Source organism: Marinibacterium sp. SX1, from assembly GCF_050389775.1.
In the GTDB taxonomy this organism is placed as follows: Bacteria; Pseudomonadota; Alphaproteobacteria; order Rhodobacterales; family Rhodobacteraceae; genus Marinibacterium.
Genome location: NZ_CP177152.1, coordinates 22,511 through 47,914, shown reverse-complemented (window position 1 = coordinate 47,914; position 25,404 = coordinate 22,511). Strand labels below are relative to the sequence as shown.

Below are 25,404 nucleotides of genomic sequence, written 5' to 3'. Positions count from 1 at the left end.
CGACCAAATCACGCAGAACTGCGCACCTCTGCGAACTCATAGAGCGAACCGTACAGTGCGCTCTGACTGATGTCATGGTAGAACCGGGGCCTAAGCCCCGATCCTCTTGATGCGGATCCCGAGCTTGCGGGCCTTGTCGATGATGTTCTCGGTGATGCCCGAACCTGGCGTGGCGATCAGACCCTGCGGCATCGTCTCGAGCATCTTGTCGTTGCGTTTGAAGGAGGCCGCATTGCCGTGGCTCTTCCAGTCGGGCTTGAACACCACCTGGGTGACACCGCGCGTATCTGCCCAACGGGCCGCGATCATCTCGGCACCCTTGGGCGTGCCGCCATGCAAGAGCACCATGTCGGGGTATTTGGCGCGGGTGGCATCGAGGACGGACCAGATCAGATCGTAGGCCTGATAGTCCCCGCCCGAAAACGCGATCCGTGTGCCTTCGGGGCAGTGCACCTCGGTCTCTTTGCGGCGCTTGGCCGAGAGATAGGCCCGGCTGTCCACCACGGCGGAGGTGAGGCCGCGATGCGAGACCTTGGATCCGGTGCGGGGCAGCCAGGGTGAACCGGTGGCGGCCGAGAAGTGGTCTACGGCCAGATCGCGCATCTGCTCGAAAGCGTCGCGATGGTCCCAGAGCTTCAGCCCGATCATCTGGAGGCGTTCGAGTTCGACCGAGGCGACCTCGGAGCCGTCCTGGATGGCCAGGCTTTCCCGGACCTCGAATTCGTTGTCGTCGAGAAGCTTCTGGATATGGGTCAGCCTGCGATGGAAGATCGAGGTGAGGGACCAGAGCATCTCTTCGAGATTGTCCTCCAACTGGCTGCCCGTGAGGAGGCCGATGGTGGTGTCAAAGAGTGTCGCCATGGCGAGCTCGACCTCGTCAGGCTGGGGCAGGGAGCGATGATCGGTCTCGCCGGCCCCGGGCGTTACGCCGTGAAGTGCGAGATGGTCGAGGATGGCGGAGGTTACGCCGGTTTCCTCGGGGATGTCTGTCTGATGGGGCATTGTCTGGTTCCTTTGATCTGATCCGATTTGGATGGGGCGATACCAGGACCGGCGGCGACCGGTCCGCATCCGTCAGGATCGGAGCGAAGCGGAGAATGTGACCCGGGCCGGAAAATTGGTCCCGCGAGGAATGGCCTGAAGGGGCAGGGGAATTTTCTGGTTCGGGGCGCATTGCTGCCCGGGCGAGGGGCACTCTGCCCCGACCCGCCGGTTCATCGCTCCCCTTATCCAAACGGGATCAGATCGAACCTGCGGAACCTTTGCCCTGTCCGGCATCACCGGGGAGACTGGCGCTCACCCGTCCTGGATCTCCAGACCTTGCGCTTTCATGGCATTGAGCAGGGACCGGCGTAGCGCATCTCTGCCAAATGCCCGCAAATCGTCGTTGAAATCGCCCAACTGCGGCACAAGGCCACCGCAGGTAATTCCAAGCGATTCCAGTTGGTTACGCAATCTCTTTGATGCATTACGTCCAGCCTCGTCGTTGTCCCTGGCGATCCAGATGCGCTTGATCTCCGGCGGCGGGTTGAAGAGGCCCAGATGGGTGGCGGTGAGACAGGAGGCGAGGTCGAACTCGGGGAGAGCTGTGCCGACCGAGAGGGTGTTCTCGAGACCTTCGCCGACGATGAGATCAACGCGAGAAGTGCCGGACCAGAAGCGGATGGCATGGCCGTGCAGCTGCCCAAGGATCCTTTTCGGGCTCTCGGTCGCGGCCAAGCCGCCCGTGGACGGGTCAAGATAGGTGCGCGCGCAGCCGGTGATCTGGCCCCGATTGCCGGTGATCTTTGCCAGCAGGGCAGGGGTCCTTTGCGGCGGATCGGCGTCGTCCTCGCCCCGCCGCAGGAAAACATGCGGGTGATAACGGAGGGCAGGTCCAAGCCGTGTGATCCCGCGCACCCGAAGATAGGTGGCGGCCAATGTGCCAAGCACCGGTTTGCCTGCCGCGAATAGTTCCCGCGCCCGCGCGATGCGGTTGCTGGAGGCTGCATCCGGGCGCTCATCCTTTCGGGTGTCACGAGGTACGGTAGGGCAGGGGGCCTCGTCGAGGAAAGACTGGGTCTCCCTCAGCGTCTCTTTGAGTGTGACCGATCCGAGCCGTTCATGCAGCAGGTCGATCAGATCGCCATATTGCCCCGTCGAATAGTCGGCCCAGGATCTGGCTTTGCGCCCACCCTGCGCTTGGAGCCGGACGGCGAGGCTCCGGCCTCTTGCACCGGACGTATCACCAACCTGCCAATAGTTGCCCTGCTTGCGCCCCTCGGGGAAATACTGGCAGCAGAAACTCTCGACCCGGTCTGCGAGATCGGCCGAGAGGTTTACGATGCTGCGCCGCGCGTTCATGCGGCGGCATCCGCGGCGCTGGCGCCAACCGGATGCTCGGCGAGAACCCGCGAAAGAACGTCGATGCCATCCACTGGGATGAACACCCGTGTCTTCCACTGGATCACCTCCGTAAAACAGCCCATCGCCTTCATCCTGTCTTCGACTTCTTCCCAGTGCGAATTCGGGAATTCGGAAAGCGCGAGGATCTCGGTGGTCAGAGGATCGTTGCGGTCGGTGCGCTCAGCAGTCGGAGCGGTGGCTGCCGCCCCCCGTCGCCTCATGCTCGAAGAATGACCTTGCGGTCGATGATCTCGAACTTCTCGGCCCGCAGGATCTCGAGGCCGACATCGAGCGTGCCCGCCTGGCGCGCATCCTCGATGATGGCGGAAAGAAACCCGCCGAAGGCATCAAGAATTGCGTCCTGCATGTCGATCCGGAGTGCCAGACAGCGGTTCAGGAACTATTGGATCAGCGGCGAGTTTCCTTTCATCGTGCCATTTGCCTCATCGAGGGTCAGACCAGTCATCTCCTGGAACCCGGCGTAGGAGCAGGCCGCGATCTTGCGCGGCGTGACGCACCCGGTCGCCTTGTCCGGCACGATCCTCATCGAAGACGACACCGCCACCGTCGCGGCCACCACGGCCTTTGACCGCGCCCTCTTCCAGATCGGTGATGGACAGGACGCCGTCGCGCAAGAAGTGCGCGTCCGTGTCGATCTTGTCGCCACGCGGACCAACTGACCCAACCTGTTCAAAGAAAGGATAAGATCATGAATGCTCTTCCCAAAACCGCCATCATCACCGGCGCGAGCCGCGGCATCGGCGAGGCCGCCGCGCGCCACCTCGCCGCCGCGAGATGGACTGTTGTTCTGACCGCGCGCAGCACATCCCATATCGACCGCATCGCGGGCGAGATCGTTGCGGGCGGTGGAAAAGCCGTCGCCCGCACGCTGGATGTGGCCGACCACAAAGCCGTCGCCGCCACCATCGAAGCGACCGTTGCCGACTGCGGCGGGCTCGATCTCTACGTGAACAATGCAGGCCAAATGGACCCTATCGCCCGCATCGCTGACAGCGACCCCGAAGCCTGGGGCGGCATGGTCGATACAAACCTCAAAGGCGTCTACCACGGGCTACGCTATGCCATTCCCGCCATGATCAACACAGGCGGCGGAACGATTGTAAACATCAGCTCGGGGGCTGCGAACTCGTTCCTCGAAGGCTGGTCGCATTACTGCGCCACCAAGGCCGGCGTCCTCGGCTTGACCGGCGTCGCGCATAAAGAATATGGCGCGCAAGGCGTGCGTGTCGTCGGCCTCTCCCCCGGCACCGTCGCCACCCAAATACAGCGTGAGATCGCGGCATCTGGCATCAACCCGGTAAGCCAGATCCCATGGAAGCGACACATCTCGGCCGACTGGGTCGCCAAAGCCATCGAATACCTCACGACACCGGACGCCGACCAATGGCTCGGAACCGACTTCTCCCTCAAAACAGAAGAGGGTCGCGCCGCAATTGGGATGAGTGTGGAAGCGTAGAATTGGTTTTCCGGGTCGCTTCGGAGAACGCGTAGCAACGTTGGCGATGTAAGAATGAGCACCCTGGCGCTTTCGAACTGTTGGCAGGGTGAACATGGGGTGAAGTGGATCGGTCTAACCTGCTGAGTCCGAACGTCGGACGTTGGATCGAGCTACCCATTCCCGCGCAACTCCATTAGCGTGATTGTGCGCTTTGTCATAAGCTGCTGCTATACAACACAATTTCGCCTTCTATCTCCTCCCTGTGGACGAAAAACTGCCGGCACCGGTCAACCTGGTGCCGCCTCTTTCGAAGGATCTAACTGACGGCGTTTATCGTCCAACCACAAGACTACCGCCGAAGCGATCGCATTGGGTCCCCAATGAGGTGATGCGAGGCTAAAATCCCATCTCGCGCAGTGTTCGGTTGACAAAGTGTGCGCTCAAACACGCCTCCATGCCTACGATACAGCGCGGCAGCTTCTCAAACGTCGCCGCCAACTGTACATCGCCAGATGAATTTAGACACGAGGGTCTGATCTCGTACGGAGGGTCTCGTTCGTTGTGGTTTCATGTCACGCCTGCACGTCGGGATTTGAAATTTTTTGAAGCCTTCACTTGACCGACCGGTCAGTAAAGCGTAGGTATGCCATCATGAGCGCGACCCGAGACACACTGATTGAGACGGCAACTGAGCTGTTCCTGGAAAAAGGCTTTACCGCCGTGGGCACAAACGAAATTTGTTCGTCCGCGTCGGTCAATAAGGGCACGTTCTATCATTTCTTCCCGTCCAAGACGGACCTACTTGTGAACGTCATCGAACAATATGCCGATGGGTTTGCTCAGGCGTTCCATGACATCGCAAAATCGAATCTTGCGCCCGAAGACAAGCTTCTGGCCTTGTTCGATGTTCCCAAAGCCGCAAACAATTCCTGGAAATCAAACCGTGGATTTGCCCAAGGGTGCCTTATCGGAAACATGACGCTTGAGCTTAGTGGCGCAAATGACGCCGTACGGCGTACGATCCGAAAGGCGCTTGTCGACTGGAGCGATCCTATCGAGAGCATTGTCGATGAGCTTATACAGTCAGATGTGATCCCGGAAATCGACAGAAACAAAGCGGCTGAGGTAATCATCGGTCTTATCCAGGGCGGGTTGCTTCTGGCCAAGACGATGAACGACCCCGAGAAAGTCTCTGTGTTTTCGGCGGGCGCTCTGCCCCACCTTAAGTCAATCAGCTAAGCCGGACGTGTTCCTGAATGCGTCCGCTTTCATTCCTCCAACAGCTGACTGACCGGTCAGTTTTCTACCAAGCAAAGGAATTGCTAAATGCCTACAATGTCTCAAATCGATCCGAACACGGCCAGCGGTCGCACCAAGGAAGCTTTTGATGAAGCCACTCGCCAGTTTGGCGGCGTCATCAACCTGTTCCGGGTGGCTGGGAACGCGCCGAACGTGCTGAAGGGTTTTCTTGCACTGAACGCACATCTGAATGACGGAGCAGAGTTGACCGGGCGACAGGTTGAACTTGTCGCGATGCTGGTCTCGGCGCTCAACCATTGCGACTATTGCGTGAATGTTCATATGAAGGTCGGCATGGCTCAGGGTGCCACCGAAGACGAGTTGATCAAGGCTTTGGCCGCCAAGTCGGACGATCCCGAGATCGAAGCACTGCTTGAGTTTACCAATACGGTGGTCCGCAATCGCGGCATGGTGCCCGCAGACGTTCTGAGCAAGGCGCGTAATGCGGGCTTCTCGGACAAGGCCTTACTGGAAACGATCGGTGTGATCGGGCAGTATACGCTGATCCAGTATGTCCGCCACGTCGCAGATCCCGACCATGACTTTCCAATGGTCGGTGAATTTGACGCGCAACAACATGGTGCCGCTTTCGGGTAACTCTTTGGGCGACCGCTGAATTGGCGGTCGCCTTCCATTGCAAGGAACTGACCAAATGCCAACCGTCCTATTCGATGCCTACGGGACACTTTTCGATCTGGAGTCTGCATTGAACCCCGTTTCCAAAAGACTGGGGCTTCGCGCCGATGCGGTCTTTGATCGCTGGCGAACGCTTCAGCTTGAGTACGCGTGGCTATCGGTGCTGCGCGGTGCGCGATTACCTTTTGATGTCTGCACCAGAACTGCATTTCTGGACGCACTGTCTGCCGAGGGTATTCAGGACGAAGTGCTTGTAGAGAAGCTCGCTGAAGGATTTCGCAACGTTTCGCCGTACCGTGATGCCGCCGAGTGTCTGAAGATCTTTTCGAACGCAGGCTGGCAGACGGCCATCCTGTCCAACGGCGAGCCGCCATCCCTTCAACAGGCGGTCGATGCGGCGAGGCTTGGAGAGGATCTGGACGCCGTTTTGTCGGTGACCGAAAGCGGCACCTACAAACCAGCGCCTGCTGCCTACGACATAGGCACAGAATTTGCGATGTCATCCAGGTCGGAAACGCTGTTTGTGTCGTCCAATTGGTGGGACGTCATCGGCGCGCGCGACTATGGTTTCAGGACAGGTCTGATCACGCGCCACGGGAAGTTCTGGCCCGCCGGCGAACAACGTCCAGAGCTGTCGGCGACCAGCCTGACCGATCTGGCCAAAACCGTCGTCGATTGAAATTGCCAAGGTGCTGATCATCCGTTCGGTTTGGCAACAGATCGCGCTGTGCACTCCGACGCCAGGACTTTTGGCCGGTCGCTCGGGCTAAGCACCGGCGGAAGCCTTTGGTCGTGCCTTTCAAAGAGGATACGGCACAACCCCCTTCCTCCCAGCGAATGGCCGCGACATCTAGCGGGCGCTTCACTTAATTGCCTCCAGAACAGCGGCTCCGACGTTCGACGGAAAGGCCGGATTGGACCGCATCAACGTGGCGGCGCGGCGGCCTTCCTCCAGCGCCCTCACACGGCGACGCAGCACCTTAAGATCGATCGGCGGCCGCTCTAGCCCGAAAGCAGGCTTACCCGGGACTACCCGCCCGTTGGCCTGAGCCGCATTAAGTCGTTTCTCGCACCTGCAGGTCGCGTGGGTCGATACGTTGCCGCAAGTCTTCTGAAGAAATTGCGTTACCTCCGCGCGCGCGCGTCGCAACTGCTGCCGATAAGTGGCAGGCGCGATCTGAAGTACCTCCGACGCTTCGCTGTCCGTCATCTCGAATATGTCACCAAGGATGTACGCGATCCGCGAATTGCGCTTGAGACAGGTAAGCATCGCCAGGGTGCAACCGATCTTGATCTCTTCGATCGCGACGGCGGTGACAACATCATCCATCTGGGTGACTGCTGATTGATCCAGGCCTGTTTCCAGATCCTCGGCAAAGTCATGAAAGCTCATCCGCATCGCCTCGACCCGGCCGCGCTTACGGATCGCCACAAGATGCCGGGAGGCGATCTTGAGCGCCCAACCTCCTGCAGCACCATCATCCTGCAAGGTACCCAAGTGCGTGATGATCTTGACCAGGATTTCCTGCGTCGCATCCTCGGCATCGGCCCGATTGGCCAGCATCCTTATGGCCAGGCCAAAGACCGGTTGCTCGACCGCGCTCACGACGGATGCAAGAGCGGCGCGATCCCCTTGCCGCGCCGCTCTCACGATATCTGCATCAAGCCGGATCATTCTTCCATTTTTTCCTTGAGCGCCAGAAGCTCCGTGGCGAGGATTTTCTTCTGCTCTTCCAACGCCCCTTCGAGTATCTCCAGTGGCACCGGCGGTGCCATCAGGACAAACGAGAAAATTGCGGTGTCGTCCACGTCAGGCGTGACCCGCGAATAAGCCGCACCTGCCGAACCATCAGGAAAGGTCATGATCCAGTCGACGGTGCCTGCGTCAACATTGGCACGGGTGTCAAGCCTGATTGGAACCGTGCCATTGGGCGTCACCAGTTCGGCGCTGCTTTCGTCTGCCGACTTGAAAGCGTTGGTCCATTCCTGAAGATGTCGCGGTTGCGAAACGTAATCAAATACCCTCGCGGCGGGTTGGTTGATCTTCACGGATTGAACGTCATAAGTTTGCATATCTTGGTCCTTTCTCGGTTGAGCCGGGCCAATCCCGACCTCGTATTAGAAAGGAGGCGATGAGACCTGAAACCGTGACAAAAAATAGTACGCACCAGCTGAACAATGGAAATCACGTCCCCTAACAAGTGCAAGCATCCGGTAACCGCCCTGGCGCCTGCGACCGTCGCCAATGATCAGCGCCACCTTACCCATGGAACTGTGCCCACGACGTTAAAGAAACCGCGGACATTTTGGTCACTTCGACAGGGGTGCTTAGCCAATTTTCATACCTCTTGAAAACGATTTTCGTATAGTCCTGCGCATAGGCCGACACCCAAATCTGAGGCAACTTGCCTGCACGTCAGCGCGATCCGCACTGCATCAGCACAACACGCTGTCCGGTTCAACTGCCAACGGCTCCGGAACATGGGCATAGATTTATGGTTCCGGCTTGATGACATCGACTTCATAAGAAAACACCACAACATCCCGCGGATCGGGCAAGGCACGGCGCACGGCCAGACCGAAGGAACTGGCGAGATTGGAGCAGATCGCCAGCCGCAACCCCTTGATCCGCAACAGCGCCCAAATGTCTGACATGCCCGGACGTATCGTGACAGACGCCACCTCCGACAACTCCTGAGCGTATATATCCTGCGCCATCACCGGATCGGCATCACCAACATACACTTCCAACCAATCGGCGATAGGTCCCGGTTCCCACATCAACCGATGTTTCAACTCGACTCGTTTGTTAGGCGGCACTGCTTTGAACAACTGCCGAACCGCACCACGTTTCTCGGTAATCTCGACCAACGTTCCGAACGCATCGAAACAAACTGCCTCAATTCCGTCGAACACAGGAGGCAAGTCAATGACTGAGGCCTGGATCACGATCTATCTCCCTGTCGATTTCGCGCGTATTGTCCTTCTCGTCGCCCTGATCCTGCTCAGCGTCATGCCCGTCACCCCGCTCCAGCGTCTCGCGCGGCTTGTTCAACACACCTTCCAGCCGATCCCGTATGTCACCATCACCGCGATCTGTACCCCGATCCTTGCTGGCCGCAGCCCTGAGCGCCGCCAGGTCAGCCGACACACGCCCATGCCCGACCTCGCGCTCGGCCCCACAGGTATCCCGCGCCGGGGTTCGATGCATTAACGCGCCTGTCGCTGCAAGCTTTGTGTTCATGATGATGGAGTAGCCGATGGCGCACCGCAAGAACCCGTTCAAAATTCATCGGTTCCCGCGTGAGATCACCCTTCTGGCGGTGCGCTGGTACTGCCGCTACCCGCTGTGGTGCCGCGATGTCCGTGACTTGCTGGCCGAGCGCGGGGCGACGGCCGATGCCTCGACGATCCACCGGTGGGTCAGGAAGTTCGGCCCAGAGATCCGCAAACGGGCCTACGGCGCCCATCGGTCCTGGCGCGGGCTACAGCGGCATGTGGATGAAACATAAATCCGTGTGGGTGGCCGATGGTGCTACCTGTGGCAGACCGTCGACCAGCGCGGCCAGCTGATCGATTTTCGGCTGACGGCAAAGCGAAATGCCAAGGCGGCAAGGGCCTTTATGCGACAGGCCCAGGAAGCCGTTCGCCTCTATCACCCGTTAACCATAGTGACGGACAAGGCTCACAGCTATGCCAAGGTGATCGGCGAGATCAACGCCCGGCTTGGGCCGGAGGGTGCGATCCGGCACGTCGATCGTAAGTACCTGAACAACAGGATCGAAAGCGCCCATGCCGCGCTGAAGCAACGATTACGCCCGATGCACGGGTTCCAGACCATGGCCGGAGCCAAGGCGGCCCTCGCCGGAATCGAGACCTTCCGCACGATCCGAAAGGGCCAATTCGAGAACTGCGAACCCGGAGTTGCCAACGAGATCTACTTCCTGGCTAAACTTTTCCCCGAAGCCGCGTGACAGTGGGACTGCGACTATTGCTCTGCGGTTTCGGCGTTAGTGCAACAGCCCCCTTTCTATACAAATTCAAGGGTGATGACGTTGCCCCCTGAACCGGGCCGTTTAGGTGTAGAATCCGTTCCTGTTTCTTTCTTGTGATTTGGTTGCGGTCAAGACCGGCTGAGCGGAGCCTTTGCGGAGCTCAAGCGAAGCCGATCGGGTGGAATGTAGCCTTTGGGCGAACTCGGTCGGTGTCTGCCCGTTCAGCGATGTGTGTGGCCTGTAGATGTTGTACAACTGAACGCCAGAACACCCACGTTACCGACCGGCGCGAGGTTCTTTATCCATGGCATCCCTGGTTCGGCAGATCGGTCTATGTCCATTCTGTGATCGACAAGCCCGGCGATGCTGTGTTTCGGTGCAATCTCACCGGCCGCCGGTCGGACCGGCTGCTGGAAGTTCCCATATGGATGTTTGACCGGGCGGCATGTGCTTCCTGCCGCCGTTCTGGTTCTGCGCATGTAGGCCTGGAGGCTCTCAGGGCTCTCGCGGGGCTGGTTTCCGATGCCGCTTGTATTCCGCTCAATAAATCCGGCTCCCGATCACGCGATGACGCAGCATCGGACTCTGAACACGAGATTCGGAGGTTGGCCCATGCCGCGCAAAATGACGACGACGCAACTCGAACTGTTCCCGGACATCCAGTCCGTGCCCGTGACACAGACCCCGCCTTGGCAAAGCCTTCCCGGCGACACGCAGCAAACGCTGACACGGTTGATGGCACGCCTGATTGCAGAACACGTCGGCGCGGCGGACAGGGGGAGCGATCATGAAGCATGAGAAGATTGGCCCGCAGCATTTGGAACGCAAGGCGATCCTTTATGTCCGCCAGTCATCGGCCCACCAGGTCCTGCACAACCGGGAAAGCAGCGCCCTGCAATATGCCATGCGGGGGCGGCTTTCGGATTTGGGCTGGAGCCGGATTGAGACCGTGGATGACGACCTCGGCCGTTCTGCCGCCGGCGGTGTCGCGCGGGAAGGCGTTGACCGGATGATCGCCGATGTTTGTCTCGGCAAGGTCGGCGCCGTCGCGGCGCGTGAAGTCTCCCGCTTTGCGCGCAACAGCCGGGACTGGCAGCATCTCATCGAGATGTGCCGTGTCGTCGACACTGTGCTGATCGATCAGAAAACGGTTTATGCGCCACGCGATGGCAATGACCGACTGCTTTTAGGCCTAAAGGGCAGCCTGAACGAATACGAGCTCGACCTGCTCAGGCAACGGTCCCTTGCCGCCCGCCAGGAGAAGGCGCGGCGCGGCGAACTTGTCGTCGCCGCCCCTGTCGGCTTCGTAAAGGCCGGGGACCAGCTTGAGAAAGACCCGGACCGCCGCGTGCAGGAAGCCATTTCCCTGGTTTTCGACAAGGTTGCTGAGTTGGGGAGCGCACGGCAGGCCCTCCTGTGGTTCCTCGAACATGGCCTTGAACTGCCCAGCTTGCGCAAACAGAGTGAGGTAGTCTGGCGCCGCCCGACCTATGCCACCATCCACCGCATGATCGTCAATCCGGCCTATGGCGGGGCTTATGCCTATGGCAAAACCCAGGCATCGCCAGGGTTCGGGACATCGGCCGTTCGCAGGAAAGACCGCGAGGAATGGCTTGCATTGAAGCCGGGCGCGCATGAAGGCTACGTGAGTTGGGAACGAGCAGAGGCGATCCGTAAAATGGTCAGCAACAACGTCCCTCAGAGCCGGCATCATGGTGCAGCCAAACACGGCTCTGCCCTTCTTGCCGGGCTGCTGCGCTGCCGACGCTGCGGCCGCAAGCTGACGGTTCGCTACACCGGCAAAAAGCACGACATCCCGCGTTACTCTTGCTGGCGCGGCCTCCTGGACAACGGCGAAGCGCGCTGCATCTCCTTCGGTGGCTTGCGGGTTGATGATGCCATTGAACACGCGCTCCTGCAGGTGGTCAGTCCCGGTGCCATTGCCGCCGCAGAGGCGGCCGCCAGGCAAGCAGTGAGCCAGCAGGACCAGGTCCGCGGCGCGCTTTGCCGTGACCTGGAGGCGGCTCAATACACAGCTGATCGGGCCTTCCGGCAGTATGATGCGTCCGACCCTGAGAACCGCCTCGTGACTGCGGAGCTGGAAGCCCGGTGGAACCGGGCGCTTCAGCGGGTTCAGGAGATCGAACACAAGCTCGCGCAGCACGACACGGCCAGCCCGGAGGGAACACCACTGTCGGCCGAAGACCTGGTCGTCTTGGGGGCCAATCTCGAACGCGTCTGGTTCGCGCCGGACACGGATGCGAGGCTTAAGAAGCGCATCGTCCGCACGGTGATTCAGGAAGTGGTGGCAGATCTAGATGATGATGCCTCCGAGATTGTTTTGCTGGTTCATTGGGCCGGCGGCGCCCATACGGAAATCCGCCTGCCAAAGCGCTGCCGCGGACAGCGCAATGCAACACCGCCGGATATTGTTGAGGCTGTCCGCCAGCTTGCGCGGATCGCCAGCGACGATGTCATCGCAGGCGTTCTGAACCGGAACGGTCTTGCCACTGGAAACGGCAACCGCTGGACCAGGGAGCGGGTCACAGCGCTCCGGTCCTACCGCAAGATTCCGGTATTCAAGCCCGATGCCGGCGGCCTCGATCACTGGCTCAACCTATTCAGCGCGGCCAAGCTGCTCGGAGTGGCCCCAAAAACGTTGCGGTTGGCAGCGGAAGCAGGTGAAATCGAGGCGGACCATCCGCTTGCCGACGGGCCGTGGGTATTCGAGCGCACGGAACTGTCAAAAATGGCGGCCCAACAACTCAGGAAACGGGCGCAGAAAAACCCCAGACACCCCGCGGTATCGCACCCGGATCAGCAAAACCTATTTTCTTCAACAACATAGAAAGATGGGCGTAATGAAGCAGAGTTGTAGTCGATCCTCCATGTTTCGATGATCCGGCGCGCCTCCGCGAGGTTGCCAAACAGGTTTTCGTTAAGACATTCCTCCCTCAGTCTGCCGTTGAAGCTTTCTACGAATGCGTTCTGCATCGGTTTCCCAGGCGCGATGTAATGCCAGCCGACGCCGGTGTCCTGGCACCATCGCAGCACGGCACCCGCAGCACTTGGACAGCGCCTCCGCCAATGCAAGGAACTCTTGCAGACCATACCAGCAAAAATTGTGGGTGGCTCCATTGGTGTGAATTTAAGATGTTGACTATAATCTAAAATTGATGAGATATTCTCCCTATCAGGTTTCCGACCAAGGGAAAGACATATCATGCGCGTGAGCAATCAGCAGGCCGCAGAGAACCGCCAGCGGGTGGTAGAGGTATCATCGCGCCAGTTTCGCCAGAACGGCTTTGATGGCATTGGAATTGCCGGCCTCATGAAAAGCGCCGGAATGACCCATGGCGGATTTTACAAGCAATTCAAATCTAAAGATAATCTGATCGAAGAAGCCTGCGCGGCTGCCATCGAAGAGAACTTGCAGTTCTGGGAGCAGGCTAGCGGGGTAGGAAATGGCGCAAACCTTGAGAACCTTTTCGCAGCCTACCTGTCATCAACCCATTCTAAGTCGCGCGACACCGGCTGCCTTCTCGCGGCGCTAGGGGCTGATGCGCCGCGCAGTTCAGGGCCGATCAGGCAGGTGTTTGGCAAGGCGATCAACGCCTATTCGGCAATGCTGGAGCGGTTGTTGCCTAACGTTGCGACCCGCAGCAAGCGCAAGCAATCACTGGCCGCTTTATCGCAAATGGTTGGCGCATTGATCCTATCACGCGCGGTTGATGATGACGCGTTTAGCCGCGAAATACTTGAGGCCACTGTTGCGGACCTTCAGCGCCGTACCTGATCTGAACAGGCGCCAAATACCGGGAAACTTTCCATGACTGATTACACTGTATCCGCCTCGCGCGGGCCAAGGAAAAGCACCGTATATCTGCTTGCAGGGCTTGCCGCGCTTGGCACCCTATCAACAAATATCATCCTGCCATCCTTCCCTTCAATCAGCGCTGACTTTGATGTTCCGAGCATTCGCCTGAGCCTCACCCTGAGCGTGTTCTTCTTGGTGTTTGCAGGCGGGCAGCTTGTTGTTGGGCCTCTCTCTGACAGGATCGGGCGGCGCTTGCCTATTGTCACAGGGCTTGCAATTTTTGTGATCGGCTCGCTGATCTGCGCGGTGGCGCAGGACTTTAATACGCTCTTGGCGGGGCGCGTGGTACAGGCCCTTGGTGTCTGTGCGGCTTCAGTCTTATCGCGTGCGATTGCGCGTGACTTGTTTGAGGGGACGGCCTTGATGAAGGCTATGTCGTTCATGATGGTCGCATCAGCCGCGGCGCCCGGGTTTTCGCCTCTGTTCGGAGCGCTGCTTGAAAAGACACTTAGCTGGCCAGCGACGTTTGCGTTTACAGGCCTGTGCGGAGCGCTGATCGGCAGCCTATATTTGCTCTCCGTCGGAGAAACGCACCACCCGCAGAAAGACCGCACTGAGGCCAAGCAATGGGCCATGAAGTCCTATATTGACGTCGGCACCTCGGCAAAGTTTCTCGGGCCGACACTCGCGACGGGGTTCATCATGGGCGGCCTGTTCGGGTTCTTCTCGGCAGCTCCCAGTATTTTGCTGGGCCAGATGGGGTTTTCTGCACTTGGCATCGGCTGGTTCTTCGCTGCAACGGTGTTCATCGTCTTTGCCGCAGGGGCCGTTACGCCGCACCTCATCAAACGCTCATCAGCGTTTGCAGTGGCAATCGCGGGGCTGACCATTGCGATACTGGGCGGTGCAGGGCTTATCCTTTCAGGTGCCTTGAGCGCGGGCAGCTTGCTTTTCTTCACACTGGCAACGGTCACATTTTTGTTCGGAATGGGCCTGTCTCTGCCGCTTTGCACTGGGCAAGCGCTTACGCCGTTCTCTCACCTTGCGGGGGCGGCGTCTTCTCTGCTCGGCTTCTTTCAAATGATCGGCGCAGCCTTGGGCACGGGCTTGATCGCGGCCCTACCAACTGACCCCAGCGTTTCGCTGGGTCTCGTGCAAGCTGGCGGATGTCTGCTTGGCCTGATCGCCTTGCTGCTTAGCGCATCCAAGAGCGCCACCAAAAACACCGCACCCCTTTAACAACAGGATCATGCAATGACCAACCATCCATCAGACACTAAAATTGCAGCGCTTGAAGCGGCTGTCTCGCACCACACGGTCGATACTTCTGGAGAGCAAATTCACTACGCAGCCCTAGGTGAGGGCGCGCCGGTCTTGTTTATTCACGGGTTCCCGGATCACTGGTTAACGTGGTGGCACCAGATGCAGGCGCTCGGCACGACGCACCGCGTGGCGGCTATGGATTTGCGCGGCTTCAACCTGAGTGCCCAGCCGGTTGAGCCATCTGCCTATGCCATCGACAAACTGATCGGCGATGTAGCTGCCGTCATCGACGACATAGGCGCAGGGCCGGTGACATTGATTGGGCACGATTGGGGCGGGTTTGTCGCATGGCATGTCGCCATGCAGCGCCCCGATCTGGTGGCGCGCCTTGGCATCGTCAACATCCCGCATCCTTGGGCTGTCGCGCACGAACTGGTTGTGAACCCAGCCCAGGTCGAGGCAAGCGCCTATGCGCGTCTTTTCCAGACACCGGGGGCACGCAAAATGATCCCGCGTGAACAAATCAGTGCTTGGGTGAGCGACCCTGCGTTTAAGCCCCGGCATCAGGCTGCGATGGACCGTTCCAACCTTGATGCGATGCTGAACTATTACCGTGTTCTGTTCCCAAGCGAACCTTACGCCGAATACCCTGAAGCGCCGCCGATGATCACTATGCCGACGTTGGTGATCTACGGAACGAACGACCCCTACCTGCTGGCAGACGGGCTGAACGGGCTGTGGAATTATGTCAGCTGCGATCTGACGATAAATGCTTGGGCAGACACCGGACATTTTGCACAACACGAGCAGCCAGAGCGCCTGACGCAGCGCTTGGTTGAGTGGTTGGCGCGCCCTGAGACGCAAGCGTAGGAGCTTCACATGCGCAGTTTTCCAGATTTATCTTCACTTGATATCAATGCCGCAACGGACGGGCTTCTTACCCAAATGTTTGTGGTCCGAAATTCAGAACCAAGACCATGGGAGCAGACACTCTCTGATCCGGCGCAAAGCACCGAGCTTTCTGACGGGTCTTGGGCGCATGCCTGGGGCGAGGAGGGCAGGCCCGTCTTGTTGGCCCATGGCTATGAGGGCCGCTACAGCCAGTTTGCGCCAGTGATCACGCGGCTTGGCGCGGCTGGCTTCAAGTCAATCGCGCTGGAAATGCCGGGCCACGGACGGGCAGGCTCTCTTCGTGCTGATCCGCTGTTGTCATCGCAGGCCGTTCAGGCTGCCAGCGCAAAATTCGGACCGTTTCATGCCATGATCGGGCACAGCCAGGGTGGGAACGCTGTTATGCATGCGGCGGCGAATGGGGTCGCGTCAGACAGGCTTGTTCTGATTGCCCCGCTTGTCTCGGTCGAGGTGCGCCTGCGGCTGGTTTGTGCGCTGGTCAAGCTTTCCCACGAAGGCACCGAGCTGTTTTTGCAAAAAATGTCCAAGCTGGCTGGGGTGCACCCATCCGATTTTGAGGGTAATGTTTTGCAGGCGTCCTTGCCGCAGCCAGCCCTTATTGTCCATGACACAGGCGATAGGGAAATCCCGTTTGCCGAGGCGAAAGAACTGGCCGCTGCGTGGCCTTCGGCACGCCTTCTGGCAACTGATGACTTGGGGCATAAGCGGCTGTTGGCCGACGCAAAAACCGTTGAGGCGGTATGCGAGTTTGTAACCCACACCTGAACAACGGCACCTTAGAATTGATAAACTATGCCTGCTCCGGTTCGGGGCAGGCGTACTCGGATACTTCAATCAGGTTCTGGTCAGGGTCTCGCAAGTACACTGATCTGATCGGGCCAGTTGCCCCCGTCCGTGGAACGATACCTTCTTCAATGGCAACCCCGCACGCCTCAAGGTGGCCAACAAACTCTTCGAGCGGAATCGCCGATATCAAGCAAAAATCCCCGCTGCCGGCTGTGGGAGAATGCGCCTTGGGTTCGAACTCTCTCCCGCTCTGGTGCAGGTTGATTTTTTGCGCTCCAAAAGAGAGCGCTTTGCGGCCGCCGGCAAACTCAGTCACCGTCATCCCCAACACCCTAGCGTAGAACTCACATGTCGCTTCGATAGAGGCGACAGTTAGAACAAAGTGATCCATCCGATCAATAGTCATTGGTCACGTTCCTTTTAGTGCCCGGTGTGCAGACTTTTTGCACCTCTGCAATCACACGCTCGCTATGGGCTGCAGAGGTGCAAAAACCTAACCGATTGCGGTAAACACGTACCCGGCTCCTCGCTTAGAGACATATCCAGCACCTGGAAACGCGAGATGCGTTGCCGAGAACGCGATCTCATCAGCGGCCAGCTTATCAAACAGGTCCTTGCGTGTCTTGACAGAAAGATCGGGGATTGCATCAAATGCCGAATATGCTTCAGGATGTTGGAACTGCAGATCTTGCGAGATAACAGCATCCCCCAGCAAGAAGAACTGCTGACCACCCGAGGAAACTCGCACCACCATATGGCCAGGTGTGTGGCCCGGGGCAGGTTCAACAGAAACACCGACCCCCAGATCATACGCCCCTTGGTGAAACGTAACGCGTTCTTTGATTGCTGTTGCAATGGACTGGATGCCCATGATCATCGGCCGATTTGACTCAGGTGCCGCAGACAACAGTTCTTCACTGGTCCAGAATCCCCACTCGTCATTTGAAACGTGGAATTGGGCGTTCGGATAGGCAATCTGCCCACCGACCAGCAACCCGCCGATATGATCTGGATGCATGTGGGTCACGATGACATCGGTGATTTCTCGTGCCGTGGTGCCTGCCTCATGCAGCCGTTCATTCAAATTCCCAACACCCGGAGCCGCGTCACCCATGAAACTGCCAGAACCCGCATCAACCAGAATGTTGCGCGCGCCGCTGCGAATGATCCAGACGTTCGCACCAAGCCGGAGGTTGTCGCCAAGTCCTGCCAGAACCTCTGTGTCGACATTCGTGTACGCGCCTGTTGGAAAGTCAATGTATCCGTCTGAAACAGTGGTGACCTTGATTTCGCCAACTTGGGCGGACTGAACTGTCCTAGTTGCCGCAAACACAGGCGAAGCGCCTGCAGCAAACATTAAGCCTCCAGCGCCAAATCCAAGGGAAAACGAGCGGCGGGAAAAACTAATATGTGTCATGTGGTGTTCTTTCATTTTGCGGGACGTTGGATGCCGAAGCACAGGTGCTCCGAATGGCGGCTTGCGGCCTGATTTCAGAAGGACTCAACATAGGGGCGCAGTTCGATCTCGTATGTCCATGCGCTATTATGTTGACGGGACAACTCTAGATAAGTTCTGGCGATCTCATCGGGGTGCAGCGCCGTATCGGCGTTCGCATAGGGTTCGCCGCGTTCAGGCCGAAAGACCACACCGTCCAGAACAATATGGGCGACGTGGATGTTTTTGGGCGCCAGCTCGCGTGCAAGACTTTGGCACAGTCCGCGCAGCGCAAATTTTCCCATCGCAAAAGGTGCCGATTGCGCGAACCCCTTCAACCCCGCCGATGCGCCGGTGAACAGCATTGTGCCGCTGCCCCTTGGGATCATCCGCCGCGCCGCAGCTTGGGCAACAACCAGTGCCCCCCAACCGTTCACCGACAAGGTTGCGCGCACAACATCCAGATCAAGTTCGGCAATGGGGCCGCGCGTATAGGCGCCCGCGTTGTAGATAACCAAGTCTGGTGGTCCCAAGTCGTCGTCAACTTGCGTGAATAGATTTTCTACGCTTTCGGCGTCAGAGGCATCACAGATGTACTGCTTTGCGCCAATCTCGGAACAGAGTTCTGACAAAGACCCTGAGCGCCGCGAAGCGAGCGCCACATCATAACCGTCCTGCGCGAATGCTTTGGCTAGCGAGGCCCCGAGACCGGGGCCTGCTCCAACGATCAGTGCCACCTTACCCATGGAACTGCTCCCAGGACACTGGCGAGATGGCCGACATTTTGGTAATTTCGACCGGGGCGCTTAACCAGTTTTCGTATTTCTTGAAGACACTTGCCGTGTAGTCCTGCGCATAGTGGAAATTCAGGGCGTCCTCATCATCAAAGCACTCAAACAGATGCAAGGTGTTGCTCTTGTCCTTGCCGGTGAATGCCGCAAACACATGGCAACCTGGCTCCTCCAGAGTAGGTGGAATGATCTGGTCCAAGGCGGCTTTGGCCTCTTCGAAATACTCGGGCTTGATCTGGATCTCTGCGAACAGGAACAGTTTGGGTAGCGCCTCCGTCATTCACGTTTCCCCCATATAAACAGGCTTTAGCCCTTTGATCAGTTCGGCTTGGATCGGCAAGACCGCTTCGTTAACGGCAGCAACACCCATATCGTGGCCAACTTGGGTACGGATCGGGCGTGGTGCGCTCATATCCACAAGGTCCGCGATCCGGTTTGCGACGTTGCTGGCGTCTGTGCTGGCATCCCCTTGGTCAAACATGCCTTGGAACATTCCAAGAAGTCGGTCGCGACCTTGAGCCAAGTCTCCATAGTCCTGAACGCGCGCCGTATCGGCTGGTGCTGGGGCCGTTGTAACCAGATCGGTTCCGTGGCCGCTGGGCTCGACCAGAATTGACTCGATGCCAAGGGATTCCAGTTCAAAGTGCAGCGATTCACAATAGGCCTCCATTGCCCACTTACTGGCGCAATACAGCCCAAAAAACGGCATCCCAAAGCGGCCCGCAGCAGAGCTTAGACTGATGATAAGGCCAGATTTTCTGGTGCGCATCTGCCGAAGAACCGCGCGGTTCATCCGCATGATGCCATACACGTTCACGTCAAACAGGTCTTGGGCCTGCTCAAGCGTGTAAGCCTCGGTCAAACCAACGGGCATTATGCCCGCGTTGTTGATCAGCACATCTATTGGGGCTTCCGCTTCGGTTTTTGTGACCGCTGCGACGCAGGCGGCTTCGTCCGTTACGTCCAGTTCGATAGGGAGAATGCGACCACTTGTCTCTCCGGAAAAGGTAACGAGTTCATCGGCAGCAGCTTTGTTGCGCCCGTCCACATCGCGCATCCCCGCGTAAACAGTGTGCCCGCGCGCGGCGAGCGATTTGGCCGTGCGCAGGCCAATTCCGCGACTTGCGCCGGTGATGAGAATTGTTTTTGAAGGTGTCATTGTTGCCGTTCCTTGGTTTTGAAAATTGTTCGCATGAAGAGCGCTAGCGGTTCGTCACTTCCACTGGCTTTCATACGCGTTAAGGCTCCGCTCCAGGCGTTCATCAGCCAGTCAGCGGCTTGTGCCGGAGTAAGATGCTCCAGCCCGATTTCGGAGAGATCGACATTGTTCAGGCACTCAGCCAACACGGCGGTCATGCCCTGCCAATGCGTGTCCAACGCGGCTTGGAAGGCTGGCCGTTCGTCGGCAAGTTCGGTCGAGAGGTTGCACATTAGGCATCCCTGCGCGAACTGACGCTTCCCCATGTCCTCGCGCGCGCGCTCAAAGAAAGAGCACACGCGATCGATATGGGGCAGCGACGGATCTTCTAGGCACGCACGGGCTGCTGTGATCTGCGTCTCGTTGTAACGATCGGCCACCGCGATCCCGAACGCTTCTTTGGATGTGAAGTGGTGATAAAAAGATCCCTTTGGGACTCCTGAGTTTGACAAGATATCGTTGATCCCGCATTCGGAAAAACTCGCCTTTCGAAAGGCATGCTCACCTGCCTCCAGGAGCCTCTCGCGGCTCATCATCTGTGCGTCTTCATCTCTTTGACGTGCCAATTTCACTGACTCCGGTTGTTTCCCATTGGATATTAGACCAGTCTCTTATTAATTAAACGCACACTCCCATCACGTAACTGTTATCACTTGTTGTGAACGCTAAGTGAACTGCAACTTTTGATCCGGGTTGATTTTGGAGCTTCATGCGGCTTTGTCCAAGACCCTTTCCTTGAAGACTTCGGCCAGTGTTTTCCATCCGAGGCATTTGCGCGGGGTTCGATTGAGACGGGCACAAATCATTTCCAAATGATGATTTGTAATCGTCGTGGGGTCGAGTTCTCTGGGCAACCAGCGGCGGGCACGCCGGTTGGTGTTTTCGACGGTTCCATTTTGCCATGGTGCTGATGGCTTGCAGGCCCATGTCTGAGTACCGACTTCGGCTTGAAGATACGGCCAGTCCATGAATTCCGATCCGCGGTCAAAAGTGACTGAGCGCCTGGCATTGTGGGGCAGGGTGCGCATGACCTTTACTAACTGCCCCATGACCAGAGTAGTCGTTCGGTTGCCATTTAGTAAAAGCACCGTAAATCGACTAACACGCTCAACGAGAGATGTAATATTCGATTTGCCAAACTTCTGACGAAACAGCATTAAGTCAGATTCCCAGTGGTCAAATTGGACCCGTTCTCTAATGATTTCAGGACGTTTATCGATCCCAAGCTCAGGGTTGATTTTCGGTTTGCGTGGAGCACGTCCTTTCCGAGGGCGACGCTTGCGGCGGTGCACTGGTAAGTACCACGATAGATCTTCCTTCATGCCATTGAACTGATGCGGTGGATGCCCCCACCCAGCGGCATCTCGTATGCCATGATGGTTCCCATCGGAACCAAGAGGAGGGCGAACCGATGACGACGAAGATCAACATGCTGGCGATAGACCTGGCAAAGGGCAGCTTTCAGGTCTGCGCCGTTGGACCGGAGGGGACGGTTCTATACAACCGAGGTTTGCCCCGGACACGGCTGGCGGCGCTTCTTGCCGAGCAGCCAGCGTGTATCGTGGCAATGGGGGCCTGTGCCACGTCGCACCACTGGGGCCGAGTTTCACAACGGCACGGCCACAAGGTTCGGCTTGTCCCGGCGGCCTACGTGAAGCCGTTTGTGAAATAATGGAGAGGTGATCATTACTTTACGTAAGGCCGGACATAAAGCGGCGATATTAGCCGAGGCTCATGTCCGTGTTGAAGGCAAAAACGACCAATGTGATGCGCGCCACCGCAAGCCTCCATCGCAACAATGCAGGGATCCAAACCTTCCAAAAAGTCCAGCAACCGGTGCCGTTGAAGGCGCTTGCGGTACACGCCCGCGCCTGTTGCGTCCAATCCCGTAAGGCTACAAACGGTTTTGCCCAGATCAATGCCCAATACTTCAATACCCATGAGAATGCTCCTCTCTCCACCTATGCCTGCAACAATAGCTGCGGTTTCGCGGGAAGGCAGTTCATCCCAATAGGTCATGGTTAATGATGCGGCACTCTTGCGACAAGTTCAGTAGCCCTATCCCAGCTGATACCAAACTTGTGGTCGCGATAGAGAATGTGTTTTGAAGGGTCCAGGTTAATGATCGGGCGGAGGCCACAAGGCTGGCCGATCAGCTCGCAACTCAGGCGATGGTTCTTCCCGCTCTGGTCCAAACAGTGATATCCGGGCATTGTCACCGTTATCTGGCCTCGGGTCACAACACCGGTTCGATCGGATCCACGGGTATCCTCATATGCATTCAGTTCTTCCTCCGTTTGGGTGACCCACAGGCCCCAGCTCAACGGCTCTTTGACGCCTTGAACCGGAATGTCGAGTAACCCTTTCACGAAGAATTGGCGATCATCGATCGCGCAGATGTCTGCGTCTAACCAGACTCGTTCGGGGCGTTCGTCTTCTGGGATGTCCATGACTTCAATCGGCATGTCGTATCCGAAGGCTGGAGTTCCTTTGCACGGAATGCCGCAGCAGACACAGATGTATTCGAATACACGCTCTGAAGAGGTCATCTTGCACCCCGACAGGCCGCTAGATTGTAAGGGCTGGAAGCCATCATTCACCTCTTAAGATTGCCAACCGGTTGACTGGCGCATCTACCGTAAGAAAGTCGGGTATAGTGTTCGGGGTGCGCTTTGGTCTGCGCAGAAAAGCGACGGGCCACTCTGTAATGCGTTTCTCTCTGATGTGCCTGTAGTCCCCTTCGCGGAGCTCTTCAATGTGTTCTTGTTGCAGTACAAGTGCCAAAGGGTTGTTTGGGCCAGTTGTTGCCTCAGCAAAGGCTTTTGCCTCAAGAAATGTCACAAAGGCATAGTAGTAGTCGCAGCCGTCCGCGATGTCCGCCGCGCCATTCCGGGGAAAGCACCTGACCCGGTACTCCAGGACCTCGTCCCAAACGTAGCCACCACCGGCCTGAGACGAAGCCGGGTATTTCCCTACGTTTTCCGGAATCTCGGCATCGGGATATATGAAGTCTTGGGGAGCCATTGCTTTCCTATCTCCTCTGCTAACGAAGGCTGAAACATTGTTAGTAGTCAGATATTTGTTAACAGCTAAGTTCCATGATCACTCTCAAGAAATCGCTATTTGTTTTCACGCGTTCGTTATCAAAGGCGTTCAAAGTATGGCGAACATTGCGTTTTGTACCGCCACACGATGCTCAGGCCAATCAGTTCGCTAGATGTTGACCACCAAACGGGTTGTCGAAAACCAACAGCCACTTCCCATCAGGCTGTTTGCGTAGGACGGCAACAGATAGTCCCCCAGTTTCCATCGGGGGTAGTTCCCTTCATTTGCCAAGGAGATATGCGTAAAAGTTGGTGACGCCTGATCAGACGGCGGCTTGACGTTGGCGCAGGCCGTCTCGGAATTCAATCCCCTGTATGATCTCGGGCAGGCGGTTCTGGCCATCGAGTTTGCGCCATTTCTTCTGCACTGACATCATCAGCCTGAAAGCCATGGCCAGCCCGGTCCTGCGGCTGAGACAGCCCTTTGTGCGCTTCGCGCGGTGGCGAACGGTGGCGAAGGTGCTCTTGATCGGGTTCGAGGTGCGGATGTGCTTCCAGTGCTCGCCCGGGAAGTCATAGAAGGTGAGCAGCGCGTCGTGGTCTTTCGCCAGCTTGGCGACTGCCTTGTCGTATTTGACCCCATAGGTTTCCACGAAATAATCGAAGGCGGCACTGGCCTGGGCCTTGGTTTCGGCCAGCCAGATGTCATGCAGGTGCCCCTTTGCCTTCGCCTGCAACGATTTCGGCAGCGCGTTCAGGGCGTTCATGGTCTTGTGGACCCAGCAGCGCTGTTCCCGCGTCGTGGCGAAGACCTCGCGCGGGGCGGCCCAGAAAGCCAAGGGCGCCGTCGCCGATGGCCAGCTTGGGGTCTTGCTTCAGGCCCCGGTGTTTGAGATCGAGCAGCAGCGCACGCCAGCTGTCAACGGCGGCCGTTCCTAAGTCCAGGTACAGGCGACCTAACTGACGAGCCGCACAAAATCCCATCCCGCTGTTACTCATGCTATACGCACCGTGTAGTTCCCCCTGTCTTCGCGGACGCTCAAAAGCGTCGGGAACATATCACCGTCGAACTTCGGTCGGGCCGTTTCTGCGCCACTGTAAGCGACGATTGCCCCTGACTGTAGCAGGCTACCTCCTGATCGCCGACGGTAACGTTACGCACCCGCAGCAAAGCCAAATGTTCGTCGACGTGCAAGAGCCAATCAGGCACATCAACACATCAATCGTCAGTTCACCCTTAACGCCACAAAAAACACTTCGGTTTAAATTCACGCGGATGGTTCTATTGTGTCAAGAATCCTTTACCGTCTTCTCGTGGTGGATTGGTACTAAAATTTGTAGCTTGCTTCGGTGTACGAAGCTCGGAGTATAGTTCAACTTTTTGCAAACTTCCTCAACACCGTTATCTTCGACCGGGTCCTTCTCGATTTGGAATGCCACACTACCGGAATGGCAATGCTAGTCCTGCTTCAGGCTTACAATGAAGGAGGTCGTCATGCGATTTGGTTTTGTCGGTTTGGGTCAGATGGGTGCACCAATGGCGGTGAACCTTGCCTGCTCAAACAACGTAATGGTCTTTGATCTCAGCGAAGACGCTATGAATGCCGCCACCGAAGCCGGCGCTAAGAAGGCCGGTAGTGCTGCAGATTTCTCAGACGTGGGCGTGCTGATTACCTGCTTGCCAAGTGGTGGGATCGTGGAAAAGTCACTGTTCGACCCTGAACATGGGATTGCACAGCATCTTTCAGCCGACACGGTTGTTATCGATACCTCGACCATAGAATACGGGCTGACGCTCAGCATTGGCGAGCGTCTTTCAGCCCTTGGCCTGCGTTTTCTGGATGCGCCCGTATCTGGCATGTGGAAGCGAGCCGAGGAGGGCACTCTGACAATGATGATCGGAGGCGACGGTGAGATTGTCGAAGCGCTGAAACCGGCCCTGGCAACAATGTCGAACCGCATCCTGCACACTGGCGCTGTCGGCTCAGGCCAGCTCACAAAGCTGATCAATCAGCTTCTTTTTGACATCAACGTGGCAGCCTTGGCCGAAATCCTGCCGATGGCAAAGAAGCTGGGCCTTGATCCGGAAAACACCGCCGAGGTGGTGAACTCAGGGACCGGCCGCAGCTATGCGTCGGAATATTTCATTCCCCAGATCCTCGAAGGCAAGTTTGACACCGGCTACCCGCTGCAAGCGGCCTACAAGGATCTGATAAGTGGTGCTGAAATCTCAGCTCGGTATCAGATCCCGGCACCTGTGTTGGCCGCTGCCACAACCACCTATCAGCAGGCGCTTCTTGAGGGCCATGGGGACAAAGACAAGGGCGCGATGGTGCTCGTTTATGAGCGGTTGCTTGGCATCAATTGTCGGAAGGAGGGGTAAC

At 57.7% G+C, this 25,404-nt stretch carries 29 protein-coding genes and 5 pseudogenes; 16 read left to right on the top strand and 18 right to left on the bottom strand.

The features are described from left to right. Positions 1-90 precede the first annotated feature (90 nt). From ACK3BB_RS27030 to ACK3BB_RS27015, 4 genes are all read right to left on the bottom strand, one after another. Positions 91-1,002 carry a DUF2493 domain-containing protein gene (locus tag ACK3BB_RS27030; RefSeq protein ID WP_428929878.1) on the bottom strand — a complete coding sequence of 304 codons (912 nt, stop codon included), beginning with the start codon at positions 1,000-1,002 and terminating at the stop codon, positions 91-93. Positions 1,003-1,296: 294 nt separating this feature from the next. Beyond that, positions 1,297-2,343 carry a DUF7146 domain-containing protein gene (locus ACK3BB_RS27025; protein WP_428929877.1) on the bottom strand — a complete coding sequence of 349 codons (1,047 nt, stop codon included), beginning with the start codon at positions 2,341-2,343 and terminating at the stop codon, positions 1,297-1,299. Continuing rightward, positions 2,340-2,606 carry a hypothetical protein gene (locus ACK3BB_RS27020; RefSeq protein WP_428929876.1) on the bottom strand — a complete coding sequence of 89 codons (267 nt, stop codon included), beginning with the start codon at positions 2,604-2,606 and terminating at the stop codon, positions 2,340-2,342. Before ACK3BB_RS27020 ends, ACK3BB_RS27025 begins: the two co-directional genes overlap by 4 nt. Continuing rightward, complete coding sequence (locus ACK3BB_RS27015; protein ID WP_428929875.1) at positions 2,603-2,752, bottom strand: hypothetical protein; 150 nt, start codon at positions 2,750-2,752, stop codon at positions 2,603-2,605. The genes ACK3BB_RS27020 and ACK3BB_RS27015 overlap by 4 nt, the downstream gene beginning before the upstream one ends. 142 nt (positions 2,753-2,894) lie before the next feature. Here ACK3BB_RS27015 and ACK3BB_RS27010 point away from each other — a divergent pair, with 142 nt between their 5' ends. From ACK3BB_RS27010 to ACK3BB_RS26990, 5 genes are all read left to right on the top strand, one after another. Then, positions 2,895-3,065 carry a hypothetical protein gene (locus ACK3BB_RS27010; protein WP_428929884.1) on the top strand — a complete coding sequence of 57 codons (171 nt, stop codon included), beginning with the start codon at positions 2,895-2,897 and terminating at the stop codon, positions 3,063-3,065. Between the two features lie 29 nt (positions 3,066-3,094). Next, complete coding sequence (locus ACK3BB_RS27005; protein WP_428929874.1) at positions 3,095-3,862, top strand: SDR family oxidoreductase; 768 nt, start codon at positions 3,095-3,097, stop codon at positions 3,860-3,862. A 633-nt stretch (positions 3,863-4,495) separates the two neighbouring features. Next, positions 4,496-5,083, top strand: coding sequence for a TetR/AcrR family transcriptional regulator (locus ACK3BB_RS27000; protein ID WP_428929873.1), 588 nt, complete (start codon positions 4,496-4,498; stop codon positions 5,081-5,083). Between the two features lie 96 nt (positions 5,084-5,179). Then, a complete protein-coding gene (locus tag ACK3BB_RS26995; RefSeq protein WP_428929872.1) occupies positions 5,180-5,740 on the top strand; it encodes a carboxymuconolactone decarboxylase family protein in 561 nt (186 codons plus the stop codon). Positions 5,741-5,795: 55 nt separating this feature from the next. Then, a complete protein-coding gene (locus tag ACK3BB_RS26990; RefSeq protein WP_428929871.1) occupies positions 5,796-6,458 on the top strand; it encodes a haloacid dehalogenase type II in 663 nt (220 codons plus the stop codon). A gap of 183 nt (positions 6,459-6,641) precedes the next feature. Here ACK3BB_RS26990 and ACK3BB_RS26985 read toward each other — a convergent pair whose 3' ends face one another. From ACK3BB_RS26985 to ACK3BB_RS26975, 3 genes are all read right to left on the bottom strand, one after another. Further along, positions 6,642-7,454: an RNA polymerase sigma factor gene (locus tag ACK3BB_RS26985; protein WP_428929870.1), complete on the bottom strand. Its 813-nt coding sequence runs from the start codon at positions 7,452-7,454 to the stop codon at positions 6,642-6,644. Next, positions 7,451-7,852 (bottom strand): SRPBCC family protein, encoded by a 402-nt coding sequence (locus ACK3BB_RS26980; RefSeq protein WP_428929869.1) that lies wholly within the window; start codon positions 7,850-7,852, stop codon positions 7,451-7,453. The genes ACK3BB_RS26985 and ACK3BB_RS26980 overlap by 4 nt, the downstream gene beginning before the upstream one ends. Before the next feature lie 420 nt (positions 7,853-8,272). Further along, complete coding sequence (locus tag ACK3BB_RS26975) at positions 8,273-8,728, bottom strand: hypothetical protein (protein WP_428929868.1); 456 nt, start codon at positions 8,726-8,728, stop codon at positions 8,273-8,275. Between ACK3BB_RS26975 and ACK3BB_RS26970 the strand changes: the two genes are divergently transcribed. From ACK3BB_RS26970 to ACK3BB_RS26955, 4 genes and pseudogenes are all read left to right on the top strand, one after another. Continuing rightward, a complete protein-coding gene (locus tag ACK3BB_RS26970; RefSeq protein WP_428929867.1) occupies positions 8,709-8,993 on the top strand; it encodes a hypothetical protein in 285 nt (94 codons plus the stop codon). The two genes, ACK3BB_RS26975 and ACK3BB_RS26970, sit on opposite strands and share 20 nt — an antisense overlap. A 46-nt stretch (positions 8,994-9,039) precedes the next feature. Beyond that, positions 9,040-9,753, top strand: a pseudogene (locus ACK3BB_RS26965) (IS6 family transposase). A gap of 633 nt (positions 9,754-10,386) precedes the next feature. Continuing rightward, complete coding sequence (locus ACK3BB_RS26960; protein ID WP_428929866.1) at positions 10,387-10,572, top strand: hypothetical protein; 186 nt, start codon at positions 10,387-10,389, stop codon at positions 10,570-10,572. Beyond that, positions 10,562-12,622, top strand: coding sequence for a recombinase family protein (locus ACK3BB_RS26955; protein ID WP_428929865.1), 2,061 nt, complete (start codon positions 10,562-10,564; stop codon positions 12,620-12,622). The genes ACK3BB_RS26960 and ACK3BB_RS26955 overlap by 11 nt, the downstream gene beginning before the upstream one ends. A 20-nt stretch (positions 12,623-12,642) precedes the next feature. Here ACK3BB_RS26955 and ACK3BB_RS26950 read toward each other — a convergent pair. Next, positions 12,643-12,837, bottom strand: a pseudogene (locus ACK3BB_RS26950) (integrase core domain-containing protein); the annotation flags it as partial. A 160-nt stretch (positions 12,838-12,997) separates the two neighbouring features. On the opposite strand from ACK3BB_RS26950, the gene ACK3BB_RS26945 reads away from it, so the two are divergent. The 4 genes from ACK3BB_RS26945 to ACK3BB_RS26930 are packed head-to-tail and all read left to right on the top strand — an operon-like array spanning position 12,998 to position 16,531. Next, positions 12,998-13,570: a TetR/AcrR family transcriptional regulator gene (locus ACK3BB_RS26945; RefSeq protein ID WP_428929864.1), complete on the top strand. Its 573-nt coding sequence runs from the start codon at positions 12,998-13,000 to the stop codon at positions 13,568-13,570. A gap of 33 nt (positions 13,571-13,603) precedes the next feature. Then, positions 13,604-14,830: a multidrug effflux MFS transporter gene (locus ACK3BB_RS26940; protein WP_428929863.1), complete on the top strand. Its 1,227-nt coding sequence runs from the start codon at positions 13,604-13,606 to the stop codon at positions 14,828-14,830. 15 nt (positions 14,831-14,845) lie between these two features. Next, a complete protein-coding gene (locus ACK3BB_RS26935) occupies positions 14,846-15,724 on the top strand; it encodes an alpha/beta fold hydrolase (RefSeq protein WP_428929862.1) in 879 nt (292 codons plus the stop codon). Between the two features lie 9 nt (positions 15,725-15,733). Then, entirely contained in the window at positions 15,734-16,531 is a 798-nt protein-coding gene (locus tag ACK3BB_RS26930; protein ID WP_428929861.1) for an alpha/beta fold hydrolase, read from the top strand. A 25-nt stretch (positions 16,532-16,556) separates the two neighbouring features. Here ACK3BB_RS26930 and ACK3BB_RS26925 read toward each other — a convergent pair whose 3' ends face one another. The 7 genes and pseudogenes from ACK3BB_RS26925 to ACK3BB_RS26895 all read right to left on the bottom strand — a co-directional run. After that, positions 16,557-16,958 carry a VOC family protein gene (locus ACK3BB_RS26925; protein WP_428929860.1) on the bottom strand — a complete coding sequence of 134 codons (402 nt, stop codon included), beginning with the start codon at positions 16,956-16,958 and terminating at the stop codon, positions 16,557-16,559. A gap of 87 nt (positions 16,959-17,045) precedes the next feature. Then, positions 17,046-17,969, bottom strand: a complete 924-nt coding sequence (locus tag ACK3BB_RS26920; RefSeq protein WP_428929859.1) for an MBL fold metallo-hydrolase — start codon at positions 17,967-17,969, stop codon at positions 17,046-17,048. Between the two features lie 74 nt (positions 17,970-18,043). Next, the gene (locus ACK3BB_RS26915) at positions 18,044-18,733 is read right to left on the bottom strand and encodes an SDR family NAD(P)-dependent oxidoreductase (RefSeq protein WP_068240799.1); all 690 of its coding nucleotides are present in this window, start codon (positions 18,731-18,733) and stop codon (positions 18,044-18,046) included. Then, positions 18,726-19,058: a putative quinol monooxygenase gene (locus tag ACK3BB_RS26910; RefSeq protein ID WP_428929858.1), complete on the bottom strand. Its 333-nt coding sequence runs from the start codon at positions 19,056-19,058 to the stop codon at positions 18,726-18,728. The genes ACK3BB_RS26915 and ACK3BB_RS26910 overlap by 8 nt, the downstream gene beginning before the upstream one ends. Further along, positions 19,059-19,937: an SDR family oxidoreductase gene (locus tag ACK3BB_RS26905; protein WP_428929857.1), complete on the bottom strand. Its 879-nt coding sequence runs from the start codon at positions 19,935-19,937 to the stop codon at positions 19,059-19,061. It lies immediately after the preceding gene. Then, on the bottom strand, positions 19,934-20,512 hold the full coding sequence (locus tag ACK3BB_RS26900; protein WP_428929856.1) for a TetR/AcrR family transcriptional regulator: 579 nt from the start codon (positions 20,510-20,512) through the stop codon (positions 19,934-19,936). Before ACK3BB_RS26900 ends, ACK3BB_RS26905 begins: the two co-directional genes overlap by 4 nt. A gap of 171 nt (positions 20,513-20,683) precedes the next feature. Further along, positions 20,684-21,301 (bottom strand): annotated as a pseudogene (locus tag ACK3BB_RS26895) (IS30 family transposase); the annotation flags it as partial. Positions 21,302-21,387: 86 nt separating this feature from the next. Here ACK3BB_RS26895 and ACK3BB_RS26890 point away from each other — a divergent pair. Beyond that, positions 21,388-21,645, top strand: a pseudogene (locus ACK3BB_RS26890) (IS110 family transposase); the annotation flags it as partial. A gap of 65 nt (positions 21,646-21,710) precedes the next feature. Next, entirely contained in the window at positions 21,711-22,001 is a 291-nt protein-coding gene (locus ACK3BB_RS26885) for a hypothetical protein (RefSeq protein ID WP_428929855.1), read from the top strand. Here the strand turns inward: ACK3BB_RS26885 and ACK3BB_RS26880 are convergent. The 3 genes and pseudogenes from ACK3BB_RS26880 to ACK3BB_RS26870 form a co-directional block, all read right to left on the bottom strand. Next, entirely contained in the window at positions 21,998-22,441 is a 444-nt protein-coding gene (locus tag ACK3BB_RS26880) for a DUF2199 domain-containing protein (protein WP_428929854.1), read from the bottom strand. The two genes, ACK3BB_RS26885 and ACK3BB_RS26880, sit on opposite strands and share 4 nt — an antisense overlap. A gap of 127 nt (positions 22,442-22,568) precedes the next feature. Beyond that, positions 22,569-23,000 (bottom strand): hypothetical protein, encoded by a 432-nt coding sequence (locus ACK3BB_RS26875; RefSeq protein WP_428929853.1) that lies wholly within the window; start codon positions 22,998-23,000, stop codon positions 22,569-22,571. A gap of 343 nt (positions 23,001-23,343) precedes the next feature. Next, positions 23,344-23,947, bottom strand: a pseudogene (locus ACK3BB_RS26870) (IS256 family transposase); the annotation flags it as partial. 568 nt (positions 23,948-24,515) lie between these two features. Here ACK3BB_RS26870 and ACK3BB_RS26865 point away from each other — a divergent pair. Continuing rightward, a complete protein-coding gene (locus ACK3BB_RS26865) occupies positions 24,516-25,403 on the top strand; it encodes an NAD(P)-dependent oxidoreductase (RefSeq protein ID WP_428929852.1) in 888 nt (295 codons plus the stop codon). Position 25,404: the final 1 nt, after the last annotated feature.